Annotated in this window: 10 protein-coding genes; 3 read left to right on the top strand and 7 right to left on the bottom strand. The window is 46.8% G+C overall.

Going from position 1 to position 14,634, the window contains the following annotated elements:
* Window positions 1-38: 38 nt before the first annotated feature.
* The 7 genes from M2137_RS06380 to M2137_RS06350 all read right to left on the bottom strand — a co-directional run bounded on the left by M2137_RS06380 (window position 39) and on the right by M2137_RS06350 (window position 9,709).
* Window positions 39-1,340, bottom strand: coding sequence for a phenylacetate--CoA ligase (locus M2137_RS06380; protein WP_280765625.1), 1,302 nt, complete (start codon window positions 1,338-1,340; stop codon window positions 39-41).
* Window positions 1,341-1,654: 314 nt separating this feature from the next.
* Complete coding sequence (locus M2137_RS06375) at window positions 1,655-2,578, bottom strand: alpha/beta fold hydrolase (RefSeq protein ID WP_280765624.1); 924 nt, start codon at window positions 2,576-2,578, stop codon at window positions 1,655-1,657.
* Window positions 2,579-3,138: 560 nt separating this feature from the next.
* Entirely contained in the window at window positions 3,139-4,224 is a 1,086-nt protein-coding gene (locus M2137_RS06370; RefSeq protein WP_280765623.1) for a porin, read from the bottom strand.
* Between the two features lie 18 nt (window positions 4,225-4,242).
* A complete protein-coding gene (locus M2137_RS06365) occupies window positions 4,243-5,274 on the bottom strand; it encodes a type II asparaginase (protein WP_280765687.1) in 1,032 nt (343 codons plus the stop codon).
* Window positions 5,275-5,400: 126 nt separating this feature from the next.
* Complete coding sequence (gene aspD / locus M2137_RS06360; protein ID WP_280765622.1) at window positions 5,401-7,038, bottom strand: aspartate 4-decarboxylase; 1,638 nt, start codon at window positions 7,036-7,038, stop codon at window positions 5,401-5,403.
* Window positions 7,039-7,198: 160 nt separating this feature from the next.
* Window positions 7,199-8,902, bottom strand: a complete 1,704-nt coding sequence (aspT, locus tag M2137_RS06355) for an aspartate-alanine antiporter (RefSeq protein ID WP_280765621.1) — start codon at window positions 8,900-8,902, stop codon at window positions 7,199-7,201.
* A gap of 144 nt (window positions 8,903-9,046) precedes the next feature.
* On the bottom strand, window positions 9,047-9,709 hold the full coding sequence (locus tag M2137_RS06350) for a hypothetical protein (protein WP_280765620.1): 663 nt from the start codon (window positions 9,707-9,709) through the stop codon (window positions 9,047-9,049).
* A 653-nt stretch (window positions 9,710-10,362) separates the two neighbouring features.
* Here M2137_RS06350 and M2137_RS06345 point away from each other — a divergent pair.
* From M2137_RS06345 to M2137_RS06335, 3 genes are read left to right on the top strand one after another with little or no spacing between them, the layout of a single operon-like run.
* Window positions 10,363-11,844: a TolC family protein gene (locus M2137_RS06345; protein ID WP_280765619.1), complete on the top strand. Its 1,482-nt coding sequence runs from the start codon at window positions 10,363-10,365 to the stop codon at window positions 11,842-11,844.
* A 50-nt stretch (window positions 11,845-11,894) separates the two neighbouring features.
* Window positions 11,895-13,268 carry a sigma-54 dependent transcriptional regulator gene (locus M2137_RS06340; RefSeq protein ID WP_280765618.1) on the top strand — a complete coding sequence of 458 codons (1,374 nt, stop codon included), beginning with the start codon at window positions 11,895-11,897 and terminating at the stop codon, window positions 13,266-13,268.
* Window positions 13,269-13,282: 14 nt separating this feature from the next.
* Window positions 13,283-14,584 (top strand): ATP-binding protein, encoded by a 1,302-nt coding sequence (locus M2137_RS06335; RefSeq protein ID WP_280765617.1) that lies wholly within the window; start codon window positions 13,283-13,285, stop codon window positions 14,582-14,584.
* Window positions 14,585-14,634 lie beyond the last annotated feature (50 nt).

Raw genomic sequence — 14,634 nt, 5'->3', positions numbered from 1 at the left:
TTTCTCATAATTCATAATTCATAATTCATAATTGTTGTTTAGTTTAACTTCCGTAGGTCTTTCACTCGTACCGCTTTGCCTTCCTGTACAGGGAGAGAGCCTTTGGCAACCAGCTTCAGACGTGGTGTGAGAAGTAGTTCGTCTTTCAATTGACGGGTGATCGTCTTGGTCAGACGTTGCAATACACTATAATCATCGGTGAAGAGGTCGCTCAGTTCCACTTCGATAAGCATCTCGTCACTGTTTTTGATTGTTTCTAATGTGATCAGATAATTACCTCCTAACTCAGGGAATTGCATCAGGATCGTTTCGATCTGGATCGGGAAGAGGTTCACCCCTTTGAGAATGATCATATCATCGCTACGTCCTTTGAAGCGGGTGATGCGTTTGTGGGTCCGTCCGCAGGCACAAGCGCCCGGGATCAGCGAGGTAAGGTCGCGCGTGCGGTAACGGATAAGCGGCATGGCTTCCCGGTTGATTGTTGTCAATACCAATTCGCCGGTCTCACCTTCCGCAACGGGTTCCAGGGTATCGGGATTCACCAGTTCTACAATCACGTAGTCTTCCCATATATGCAGACCTTTCTGTTCCTGGCATTCAAAAGCAACGCCCGGTCCGTTCATTTCTGACATACCGAAGCAGTTGTATGCCTTGACGCCCAATAGCTGTTCGATGCGCAACCGTTGTTCTTCCGAATGTGGCTCCGCACCGATGCAGATGGTTTTCAGTTGGGTATCGCGTTTGGGATCGATTCCCTCTTCATACATGATCTCTGCCAGGCGCGAGGCGTAGCTGGGGATGATATGCAAGCAGGTCGTTCCGAAATCTTTGATGAATTTTATCTGGCGTTTGGAGTTCCCGGCCGCGGCAGGAACGGTCAGCGCTCCCAATTTCTCGGCGCCATACTGGAAGCCCAATCCTCCGGTAAACATACCATAACCCGAGGTGTTCTGGAACACATCCGTATCGCGCAAGCCCACCATATACATACAACGAGCCACCTGATTAGCCCACTCCTCCAGGTCTTTGGCGGAATGAAGCACCACGGTCGGGTTGCCGGTCGTTCCGCTGGATGAATGCAAGCGTACACATTCCTTCAGGGGGATAGCCGCCAGGCCGAAGGGGTAATTGTTGCGCAGGTCGTCTTTGGTGGTGAAAGGTAGTTTCTTCAGGTCGTCCAATGACTGGATCGAATCAGGGGTTATGCCTTTCTCCGCAAACCGCTTTTGGTAGAATGGGGAATTGGCTGCTTGGGCTATGGTCTTTTTCAAACGTTCCACTTGCAACTTTTCCAGGCTATCGCGACCCATGGTCTCGATGTCTTTTTGCCAGTAATTCATGCTATTTTATGTTATCTTGTGAGCAAATCTTGATTTTCAGTTGCAAATGTATCGTTTATTTTAATAATTTGCTTCATTTTTGTCACTAAAAAGAAGTTTGTGGTTATAATCAGTAGCTTCTTCAATTTATTTCATCTGTTAAATGAATTTCAGGAAGTTCAGGTACTAAATAACCTGGGTGTAAAGGTGAGTAATTTCTTTGTGGATTCGATTATTTATTTTCACAGCAGATAGATATTAGGCGAATGCTTACGCAGGAGAGATAAAGCTCCAAACTGCACTTCTACAAGCCTGACACCTTCAGTTACCAGCTTTTACCTGTTTTCAACAAAATATTTCTTAATAAAATGGAGTAATTTATCAGAATATTCTTCATCCTTTTCAGGCTCTGTAAAATATTCTGTTATGCTATGTGTATTTCCCTCTCTTACAAATTCCTCAACATTATCAGGTGCATATTTCAACAGTCTTTCATAGTTTGCATAAGATACTTGTGAGTCCTCTTTGCTATGCATCAACAAAGCTGGACGACTCCCCAATTTTTTAATTTCATTCTTTGGTTTTATGAGTGAGCTTGTTCCATATTTTAAGAGAGTTGTTAAATAGACAAAAGGGTATTCTATCTTCGATATAATAGCTGGTGCGGATTTTTGCATATTTTCATAAAAAACCTCTTCCCAAGAAGAGAATGCAGATAAACTTATAAGTCCATCAATTTCCTGAATTTTACCAATCGAATTTATTGCTGTTGCTGCACCCATTGAAAAACCCATTACAACAATAGGAACATTTGTGTATAAAGGTTGTTCTTGTATATATTGCACCACTGCTTTAACATCAAGATGTTCTTTATAGCCTAAGCAAATTTTATCTCCGTCACTTTTGCCATGAGCCCGCATATCAATAAGTATAGTAGAATAGCCTTGTTCCTTAAATAGCTTTGCATGACCAAAATATGCTGTTACAGAAGGGCTTTGAATGCCTGATAAACAAATAATAACGACTTTGGGGGTATCAACAGCAACTTCATAAGTTGAAATATTAAGTCCATCTTCTGTTGTTGTGAAAAAATGTTTTGCGTCAAGTCCAAATTCTTCTGGTGTCCATGTTTTTTTGAAATCAACATGTTTTCCGGTCATATTTCCCATTATATTAAATGGTATTATAGAAAAAATAATAATGTTGATTAGTAGAAATATGGCAATAGACCAGACAATGATTTTTTTCTTTTTATTCATACTATTCTATATTTGCAACAACGTTTCAATTTCATGTACTTTCACTACTTGCCAATAACTCTCAAAATGCACAATGCGCAGAAATAATCACTTATAAATTGTATAAATTGCTTGTTGGTTGTAAAGTTAGCAAATAATTGAGAAATAACACTCAATTACATTTGCTATATCCCTCTTCCTGCCTTTGGTGTGGGTTGAGCAGGTTTGATGTGTGGTTTTACGGTTTGTTTGAGTTCTTGCTCTTTCTGCTTAGGAGTTTATGTATAAATAGATCAAACCACCTCCCCCTCTCTTCGTTCGGGTACTCCTCCTTTGCTAAGGAGGAGAAATTTTGACCGTAAAATCTTCCGATTTTATCTAATTAGCCCCCCTTTTTCAGATTGTCTCAAAAAAGCGATTGTAAGCAAAAAAGGACTTTTGCTTACAATCTCGTACGTTAAAAAATGTTTCTCCCGGGAGTTTGTCAAAAAAGTCCTGCCTTTTTGCGCGCAAAGTCCCGCGGAAATTACAAATCGTAAGTTGGGGCGACCTGAAAAAAAGGGGGTATCGGTAGCTCTATTTTATTTCGCTTTGAATAACCAACGCGTACCTAACAAGAGCGAATGGCTATGTTTGGTAGGCAATAGGGCGAAGTCTTCTTCGAATTCGGTGGACGAATAGGCATACATAGCGTGGAAACGCAGATCCTTCACATACTTATTGGTGAACGGATAAAACTCCATCACCGCCTGCACGCCCCAGCTTTCGTACGCATCCTTGTCGGATTCTTTGTCGTGACGCAGGTTCCAGGTCCCTTTCAGAAAAGGTTTCCATTTGCCGAAGTCATATTTTAGGTTGAGCGAAGCCGATTGGTCGGCTACATAGCGCACACCCAGTTCCGCATTGTTTACATCTGCCCCATAATCCATATGACGGTTTCCACGATAATAGTCAAGCTCTGTTGTGAATTTGCCCACATTCAGTTGCGTACCGAGCGTCAACCAGTGATAGAACTTGCTCTTCTCATGCTGGAAAGCACTGTATCCCCAGCGTGTTTTCAAGGCGCCCTGGAAGAGATTCCCTTCCCACAGGGTGCTGATGGCCAGCGATTTGTTTTTGTATGCTTCGGAAGCAAACTGAGGCGTATCTGAGTTGGCAAACTGCAGGTGCAGGGCTTGATTCGCGAATTTATAGGCTACATCCAGTCCCAATTTATACCCGTCGAAGTCGTTGTAGATCATAGTCGGAACATAGATATCCGCGGGGTTGTAGTCGTATTCGAATGTCCCCAATTGCACCGATTGCTTTCCTACGGTGAATGTCCAGCGACTTCCCGCGTCGAAAGCCAGCCAGGCGTGGTCGGTCGCTCCCGAATACCCTTCGCGTAGCGGCGTTTGCGGTTTGTTCAACCGATGGCGCACCCGGTAACGAATGCCCGGGATAATCTCACCGGCTACCCAGATCTTCAGGGTTTGCCCATGGAAAAAGGCATTCTCCAAATCACTTTTATTGAAATCCATTTGGTAGTCTACACGGGTGTCTACCATGATATTCAGCATCTTGTCGTCCCAGATCAAGCGCTCTAAGACTGTTTCGCTATCCCGATGTTGGGCGTAACTTCCTAAGCTGAATATCAAAGTACCCAGCAAAAAATATAATTTTTTCATGTTGTTTTGTTTTGAGGATTAATATTCCGAGAACATACGTTGTATCTCCTGGTAGTCGTTCGTTTTGGTCAAGGCAAGCATCAACAGTACGCGTGCCCGGTAGGGATTGATAAACCAGGAGGCAGCAAAACCATTGGCATCGTCGTCGACCTCGTCCCACTGTGCCGTCGGTCCCGTCATAATGCGTGAAGACCTTACCACAGCTACCCCTTTTTCTTTGACGGCTTTCGCCAGGGCGGTCATGATCTCGGTGGTCATATTACCATTACCCACACCTGCGACAACAATTCCTTTCGCTCCGGCATAGACGGCTGCGTCAACAAACAGTTTGCTCGCATTGGAATAGCTCAGGATAATCTCTACTCTCGGCAGGGTGGTGAGGTTGGTTACGTCGAATTCCGAATGACTGGTATGACGTTTCACCGACTGCCGGCTGTAGATAGGCTTACCATTATACACAATGCCTAAAGGCCCGTAGTTCGGGTTCTGGAACGTTTCCACATAGAGGGTGTTGGTCTTACTCAGGTCGTCAGCGCCCAAGATCTTATCGTCCATCACCACCATCACACCGCGATCTCTGGATTGCGGATCGATAGCACAGGCCACCGCCGTATAAATATTGCGCGGGCCATCGGCGCCGATCGCTGTCGAAGGACGCATTGAGCCTACCAGAATCACCGGTTTCGGGCTGTTGATGGTCAGGTTGAGGAAATAGGCTGTCTCTTCCTGTGTGTCGGTTCCGTGGGTAATCACGATCGCATCCACATCGTCGCGCTTCAATAGTTCGTTTGCCCGTTTGGCTAATGTCAGCCACACCTGGTCGTTCATGTCCTGGCTACCGATATTGGCTACCTGCTCTGCTTTTATTGTTGCGATATCACTCAAGCCGGGAACGGCGCCGAGTAGTTGGTCGACCGTAATCACACCTGCTTTATATCCTGCCGTTACACTCGATTCTCCCTGTCCGGCGATGGTACCACCTGTGGCCAGGATGTAAACGGTCGGTTTCTCTGCCGCATAGGCTGAAAAACTCATAATCAGCGCCAGCATACATAAGATGGCTGCATTTTTTATGTTTATTGTTTTCATATTCTTTTTATTTAGACTGTTCATTTACTGTTTTATATGTTTTTTCAAAGTCCTTAAGGGTCTTAAGGACTTTGAAGTCTTTAAAATTTAAAGCGTACTCTTCCAGGCATCCACATAGTCTTGCATTGTCTCTGCCAGTTCTTTCCCGATCACACTGTAATCTTCATCGTTCAGGTTGGCTAAGGAGACCCGCACCGACCATTCCGGACCGGCGAATCCACCACCGTTCAACAGCACGATCGACGACTTTTCAGCCAGACGGAATACGATATCTACCGGTTCGAAGTTTTTCTGCAGGAAAGCGACAAAGTCTTTCCCATAGTTCTTCATGGCCCACTCTTCGATATCGATCTCACTATAATATCCGGCGCGGTTCGGGTCGGGCTTCACCTCGATGTTCAAGCCTTCCCACAACAGGTCGTATCGGTGATGCACCAATTTGTTACAGTCTGTTTTATAGTTGTTCTCTTTGTCGAGCAACGCAAAGGCGGCAAAAAGCAACATCTGCATTTGTTGCGGCAAGGAGAGACCGGCGGTATGGTTGAGGGCAACTTGTCGGCTGTCGGCCACTAAGCGGTCGATGAATTTCAGCTTTTCGGGATAGAGTGTCAGGCTTTCGTACAGTTTCGCCAGGTGTTTTTTCTCTTTTTCGGGAATAGCCGAAAGCATATCGTCGTAAATATTGTCTTCATACAGGGCAATCACTCCCAGGCGCCAGCCGGTGGCTCCGAAATATTTGGAGAAAGAATAGACACAGAGCGTATTGCGCGGCAGTTCATTCATCAACGAATTAAAGCCGGGCACAAACGTTCCGTACACATCATCCGTGAGGATCATCAGGTTCGGGTTCAGGTTTTTAACCACCTTCACTAAGTATTTTCGGCTCTTGTCGCTAACCTCTACCGATGTGGGGTTGCTCGGGTTGATGATAAAGAAGGCTTTGATCGACTTATCGCCCAGTTTGTCGAGTTCCGACTCGGGATACTGGAAGGTAGAGTCACCCTCTTCGTCTTTGGCCGATCCGCGGATGTAGGTTACCTTAAATTGGTAACGTTCGAGCTGGGGAATCTCCAGGTAAGGCGTAAAGGCAGGTATGCCTATCGCAATCTTGTCGCCTTTGTGTAACAGGCGGTTCTCGATCAGGGAGTCAAATACATAACACATGGCAGCCGTTCCGCCCTCTGTGGCAAAGATATCATAGCGGCCACTGCGCATCGGGTCGTTGCCACACATCTCCTGAATCAGGTAGTCGTGTACGATTACTTCCGTATGCTTCAGCATTCTGACCGGGCTGGGATATTGGTCGCCGATTACTCCTTCGGCCAGTTCAAATACCCATGCTTCGGGATCAAATCCATGTTTCTCTATACCATATTTATAGAGACCATCCAATAGAGCGATACCGGCATTGCCTTGGTTCTTTTTGATAAATGCTTCAAATCGTTTGGCGATGCCCTCTTTTTGAGGAATACCTGCCAGACCGCTGGAGATATACATCGGCAATTTACACTCTTCGATGGCAAACTGTCCCAAGGCGAAAAAGGCTTCGCGTGGAACGGTAGCCGTCCAGTTTGGGTTACCACGACCTGCATTCAACATAGTGCGTACAGGTGCTTTCTGCTGGTCGGATGCCAGCTTCATCAGGTTGTCTTTCAGTTCGAAAGGACTCAGTTGTTCCAGTTGTTGCTCACGACGACGTGAGGTCTTTAATTTTTCAATGTTCACGGTTTTAATTATTAATTGTTAATTACTAATTCTTTATTGCTTTACGCCTTACTCTCCCACCACCCCACCGTTGCAAGCAACGGTCCACCCCCTCCTCGGGCAGGAGGGGAGCTTAGATAGCTGTTTTCAATTCATCATTCATCATTCATCATTCTCTTCCCTATCCCATCAATAACACAATAACCACCCCCCAGATAATCAACAGGGTATTGCCAATGGCATAGGTGGTTGTGTAGGAGAGGGCAGGTACACGGCTATGCAACGATTCTTCCAGGGCGCCGAGGGCGGCGGTTGTCGTTCTGGCTCCGGCGCAAGCCCCCAGGGTAATGGCCGGATGGAATTTGAAGACGTAACGTCCGAGCATAAGCCCGATAAACATAGGCACGATGCTGACAAATACACCGGCAATAAACAAGCTGACGCCGGAGGCCTTTAACCCTTCAATAAAGTCGGGTCCTGCATTAATACCTACAATAGCGATAAAGACATTCAAGCCCAGGTTGTTCATCAGCCAGATGGCCGGTTCGGGAACCGCTCCGAACGTCGGGCGTCGCGAGCGAAGCCATCCGAAAAGGATCCCCATAATCAATACACCCCCGCTGGCGCTCAGGCTCAATGGTACATTGCCTACCTTCACCACTAAGGAACCCAATAGTCCTCCCAGGAAAATGCCTAAGGCAACGTAGAGGATATCCGTTACATTCGTGGCGCGTTCGGCATAGCCCAGGTAAGAGGCAAAACGATCTACATCGGCTTTGCGACCTTCTATTTCTACGATATCACCACGTTCTAACTTCACATTCTTCAACAGCGGAAGATTGGCTTTGCCGCGGTGAATCTTTCGGATAATAACGCCATGGCGTTCTTTCGTTGTTTTGAGGCGCAACAGGCTCATGCCGACCGCCTCTTTGGAGGCAACCATCACCCGCAATGCCTCTGCCCGGAAATCAAGCAGTTCCACATCGGCAACCTCTACACCAATACTCTCTTCATCTTCTAATAATGTATCCAACGGACCGTTTAATACCAGGTTATCTCCTTTGTTTATTTTGGTGTCTGCCTGCGGCTCCTGGATAACTTCTCCACCGTCTGCCGGGCGTATACGCTCGATATAGACAGGCCAGCCTTTTTTCAATAACATCTTCTCGACCTCACCGACCGTGCGTTCCTGTTGAAAGAAGTCACTGGTGGCTTTGATCACCCGGAAGGTCGTACCGTCATAAGCATATTCCATGCTTTCATCCGTTTCACTGATCGATCCCCCTAAAGAGGCTTCGTATTCTTTGGTTTGTTGTACGACATTTTTACCTAATAGTTTAGGACCTACCGATGCCAGGAACCAGGCTGTTCCGGCTGTTCCGAAGATATAGGTCACCGCATAGGCCACCGGGATCTGGTTGATATAGGTTTGTTTCTGTTCGGCACCGATAGCCAGTTGGTTGATCGTGTCTGTCGCCACGCCGATCACTGCGGAGATGGTGCTTCCTCCGGCTAATAAACCGGCGGCATTACCCACGTCGAATCCTGCAATCAAAGCCGCTACCCAGGCTACCACCAGACAGGCTACACAGACAAGCGCCGCAAAAGCAATCTGAGGCAGTCCTTCTTTGCGCAGACCTTGCACGAACTGAGGGCCTACACTATACCCCACCGCAAAGAGGAAGAGCAAAAAGAAGGTTGATTTTACGACGGGGGAAATGGTGATATCCAATTGCCCCACTAACACACCCACCAATAAGACGCTGGTGACGGCACCCAATCCGAATCCCTTCACCTTGATCATGCCGATAGCAAAACCAACGGCCAGTGTCAGGAAGATGGCCAGTTCCGGCGAGTCCTGTAATGTTTTAATGATCCATTCCATAAATGATATATAATATATTTCTCTTTTTGTTCTTTCGGTCTTTGACACGCATTCGACTATAAAACAAAAGCAACTCCTCTTTAGTTGAGAAGTTGCTTGTCTTTCTTTTTTTTGTCCTCTGATAAAAGAGGAAAATAGGATCTCTTATTCCAGGCCGTCAGCGAATAAGCAAAGCGTAATAACCTGATCTACGTTGTCGAAGTCGACTTGATTGGTTTGGATATATTCCTGTATTTTCGCCTTTTGTTTGGGGAATATTTTGAGGAACTGCTTTTCATTTATGAATTCTTTCATTTTTTTGTCTTTCTCCACCTTGTATCGTTTCTCTATCCCTTGAATCACCCAACGGTCGTCGCCTTCCAAGTGATAGATTGCGCCTCCCTGCTGGAAAGAAGACATCGATTCGATGGAAGAGGTCTGTGAGCGTCCACCATAGGCCGATTTCTGTCCGCGGTCGTGCAATTTTCCCTTGTATCGCACCAGGATGCGCGGGTTTTCACCTTTTAAAATCTCATCTCCGCCGCCGTTATTATCGATAACAAAGGTGCGACCATTCACCTTCACAGTGGCGACATTATCGGGTTCGGCAAACTCTTTTATTATGTCGTGATCGGAGGCATCAATAAAGACAAACTTATTGGTGACTAAGCTGAAATTCATCTTTACGTTAAATACCTGTCCACTTTTATAATACACCAACCCGGGTTGAAAAGAGGAGAGTAGATATTGAGGTTCTGTCACTATCTGAGCTATGGAAGAAGAGACGCTGATCCAAGCTGCTAAACTAATAAAAAGTAAACGTTTCATAAACAATCTTTTTGATTATGCCCACAATAATAGTACTTCTTTTGGAAAGGAGCAACATCTTTTTCCTAAAAAAACTAACATCACTATTTCATTTTACAGAATAATTACTACCTTTGTACCGAGTAATAGTTTTTTCATAATAAAAAGGAAAAAGTTAAACGTCCGGACTTGTGATAAGTCTGGGCGTTTCGTTTTTATATAGCTTTTGAAACTCTTAGGGAAAATCCGGTTTTGTTGTTTCTCTGAAGTATTGTGTTCATGTTATCTAAAAACCCCACGATCCCAAATGTTAAAATGTCGATTGTAAGTAAAAAGGTCGTTTTACTTACAAATCCATACGTTAAAAAGTGTTTCTCCCGGGAGTTTGTCTCCAAAGTCCCGCCTTTTTGCGCGCAAAGTCCCGCCGAAATTACAAATCGTAAGTTGAGGCCTTCTCCGAAAACGGCTGTTTTAACATTCGTTAAACAATGAAAATGCGATTGAAACTATCCGGCATCATCCCTTCCCTTTCTGTTCTTTCATTCTTTTAAGGCCTTCTGAAAGCGGACAAAGTGTTCATTATCGGACAATTGAAAAAGTGCTATATGTTGCATTATCAATGCATTAGTCTTTTGGCATAGGTTTTGCCCATAGCCGGGAAAACGACAGAGGAAATGAAGAAAACAGGTATAATAGCGAATTTGCTGCTTTGGAGCTGTTTGCTCGTGGCGCAAGAAGCGGAAAAACGGGTGCAGTTGACTTTGCAGGATGCCATTCTGTTGGCTCAGATGCAGTCGGTCGATGCGGCCGTGGCGCTAAATGAATTGAAAACAGCCTACTGGGAATACCGCACGCATAAGGCTGATCAGTTGCCGGAAGTTACCTTCACGGGTAGTTTACCCAGTTATTACCAGCGATTCAATAAATACCAACAACCGGACGGATCGTACACCTTTGTGCGCGACAATTCCATGGGCTTGTTTGGCGAACTCTCTGTGACGCAGAATATTGCGCTGACCGGAGGGCAGATCTCCCTGAATTCCTCCTTAGACTTCACCCGGCAACTGGGGGGAGGTGCCTACAATGAGTATATGAGTGTTCCGGTCGGGCTGACCTTGAAACAGCCACTCTTTGGGGTGAACAACCAGAAGTGGAAACGAAAAATCGAGCCGGTGCGCTACCAGGAGGCCAAAGCCGCTTATATCGAAAGCGTCGAGATGGTCACGCTTTATACGATTGACTATTTCTTCACCCTGTTGCGGGCGCGCGAAAGCCTGCGCAATGCACAGCAAAACCTGGAGAATGCCGATAAGCTGTATGATATTGCTGTTGCTCGCCGTGAGATCGGCCATATTTCGGAAACGGAGCTTATGCGATTGCAACAGGCTGCGCTCCAGGCAAAAGCCAACCGTACCGACGCACAGTCGGCATGGAACGCGGCGATGTTTCAGTTGCGCGCTTTTCTGGGGTTGAGCGAACAGGAGATGATAGAACCTCTGTTACCCGAGACGGCTCCTGCCGTACATATAGAGTATCAAAAGGTATTGGAAAAGGCGCAGGAGAACAATAAATTGGCGAAAAGGATTCTGCGGCAACACTTAGAGGCGGATTATGCCGTGGCGGCGGCGAAAGGCAACCAGCGAAATATCAGTCTGTTTGCCTCTATCGGATATACCGGGAAAGACAAGATGATGGCCGACGCCTATCGGGGGCTTACCGACAACCAGATCTTAGAGGTGGGTGTCTCTGTCCCGCTATTGGATTGGGGAAAACGCAAAGGGAAGGTGAAAGTGGCCGAGTCGAACCGGGAGGTCGTCCTGTCGCGCACACGCCAACAACAAATGAATTTCAATCAGGATATATACCTGTTAGTAGAAAACTTCAATAATCAGGCGACCCAGTTGGAGATTGCTGCCCAGGTGGATGTCCTGGCGGAAAAGCGTTACAACACATCGATCGAGACTTTTCTGATCGGGCAGATCAATATCCTGGACCTGAACGACGCGCAAAATTCCAAAGACAATGCGCGGTTGAATCATATTCAGGAGCTCTATGCCTATTGGAGTTATTACTATAATCTCCGGAGCGTTACGTTGTATGACTTTCTGAACGACAGGTCGCTGGATGCTGACTTTGAAGAGATTATTTTGCACTAATACCGTCGGGTAGAAAGAATTCTCTATCTTTGAATCACTTATTTCAATCTATGATACTAATTGTTGACGACGATACAGTAGTCCGCTCCTCGCTGACTTTTTTATTGAAACGTGCCGGTTATCAACCGGAAGCGGTTTCGGATCCGCAGGAGGCGTTGGATGCGATTCGTGCGTGTAGGCCGGATCTCATTCTTTTGGATATGAATTTCACGCTGACCACCACAGGGGAAGAGGGGATTCAACTGTTGCGACAAATCAAGATATTCCATCCGGATGTGCCCGTTATTCTGATGACGGCCTGGGGCTCGATCACGCTGGCCGTGCAGGGCATGCGGGCGGGTGCCTTTGATTTTATTGCCAAGCCATGGAACAACCTGGTGCTTCTCAACACCATTCGTACGGCATTGGAATTGAGTGCGCAGAAAAATGCCCGGGCTGTCTCTTCCGAAGAGATGGAAAACGAGGCGTCGATTTCTTTTGAGAAGATTATCGGAAAGAGCCCGGTGTTGCAGGATATATTGGGCACTGTCTCCCGGATTGCCCCAACCAATGCGTCGGTTCTGATTACCGGGGAAAGCGGTACGGGCAAAGAATTGATTGCCGAAGCGATCCATACCCATAGCCTCCGCAAAGAGAATCCTTTTGTGAAGGTCAACCTGGGAGGACTTTCCCATAGCCTGTTCGAAAGCGAAATGTTCGGTCATAAGAAAGGAGCCTTTACCGATGCCTATATGGATCGGAAAGGACGCTTTGAAATGGCGGATAAGGGCACGATCTTTTTGGATGAGATCGGCGATCTGGAGCTGTCGAGTCAGGTGAAGCTGCTCCGGGTATTGCAGGATCAGACCTTCGAAGTGTTGGGCGACAGCCGGCCACGGAAGGTTGATATACGGGTGGTGAGCGCGACAAACCGGGACTTGCGTGAGATGGTCTCCGCGCGTAGCTTCCGCGAAGATCTCTTCTATCGGATCAATCTGATTACGATTCATCTTCCGCCTCTTCGCGAGCGGAAGGAGGATATTCCGCTGTTGGCTCGCTATTTTGCCGGTCAGCAAGCCGCCCTGAACGGTCTTCCGCCGGTGGAATTCTCTGCGGAAGCCTTGTCGTGGCTGCAACAACAGCCCTATCCGGGCAATATCCGTGAACTAAAGAACCTGGTCGAGCGTACGATACTTGTTTCGGGAAAGACGCTGTTGCAGGCAAGCGATTTAAAGGCGCAGCAGGGTGCCGGTGGCGAGAAGGCAAAGTCGGCAGCCAATACCTTAAGCGGCATGACCCTGGACGAAATAGAGAAACAGACCATTCTCCAGGCATTAGACGATTACAAAGGGAATCTCTCGCATGTAGCCTCTGCCTTGGGTATCAGCCGGGCTGCCTTATACCGACGCATGGAGAAATATGGCCTGTCGACCGACAAGCTCTAACAATACTAAAATAAATGAGGATAAAAGGACTATTCTGGATATTGACCGGGCTACTATTGGCGGTGTTGGGCGTATTAGCCTATTTCTCTTTTTACTCCTCCACCCGCTGGCTCTTCTTTGTGGTAGAGGGGGCTATCTTGTTAACCGTCGTTTATCTGATCGTTTTCTATCGGCGAATCATCAAACCTTTACACATCATCGGAAACGGAATGGACTTGTTGCGCGAGCAAGACTTCAGTTCGCGGCTTAGCCTCGTGGGGCAGACCGAAGCCGACAGGGTGGTGGAGGTATTCAATAAAATGATGGAGCAACTCAAGAACGAGCGGTTGCACCTTCGCGAACAGAACCATTTTCTGGATCTCCTGATCAATGCCTCGCCTTTAGGGGTTGTTATCTTCGATCTGGATGGAAAGATACAATCGCTCAATCCGGCGGCTGGGGTTATATTGCATAGCCAACAGGAGGAGACACTCATAGGGAAAAGCCTGACGGATCTGGACTCTCCGCTGGCGGCGGAACTGATGGAACTACCCCTGTACGGGGCGGAAACCATCCGATTGAATGATGCCAATATTTACAGGTGTACTCATTCTTCTTTTATAGACCGGGGATTTCATCGCTCTTTCTATTTGATAGAGCCGCTGACCCAGGAGGTGTTTAAGGCGGAAAAGAAGGCGTATGAAAAGGTGATCCGCATGATTGCGCACGAGGTGAACAATACCACAGCCGGCATTACCTCTACATTGGATACGCTCGCCAGTACGTTTCGTGAGATGAAAGATATGGAAGATGTAAACGAGGTGTTGCGCGTTTCGATCGAACGTTGCTACCGGATGAGCGACTTCATTACCAATTTTGCGGATGTCGTTCGCATACCTGAGCCGCAATGCCAGTCGTATGATCTGAACGAGGTGGTGATGAGTAGCAAGCGTTTTATGGAGACGATCTGCCGCAATACCAACATCGATATCCGGATGAGCTTGGCGGAGGGTTGCCCGATGGTCTTTTTAGATAAAACTCTGTTCGATCAGGTGTTATTGAATATCATCAAAAATGCGGCGGAATCGATCGAAGCGGACGGAATGATCGAGATACGAACCACCTCTTCTCCGGTCAGCCTGGAGGTGATCGATAATGGAAAAGGAATTGATAAAGAGACGGAAGCGAAACTGTTTACCCCGTTTTTCTCCACCAAACCGCATGGGCAGGGCATCGGCCTGACTGTTATCCGCGAGATTTTGCAAAAATTGAATTGCTCCTTCTCCCTACGTACCTATCCCGATGGGTTGACTCGTTTCCGTATTCTTTTCGCCTGAGGGTGACCCAATAGAAACCCAAAAAGGGAGAAAACTGAACAAGTTTTCTC

The sequence above is a fragment of the Parabacteroides sp. PFB2-10 genome, assembly GCF_029893085.1.
In the GTDB taxonomy this organism is placed as follows: Bacteria; Bacteroidota; Bacteroidia; order Bacteroidales; family Tannerellaceae; genus QVMG01.
Note: the sequence above shows the minus strand (reverse complement) of the source record. Positions and strands in the feature narration are given on the sequence as shown.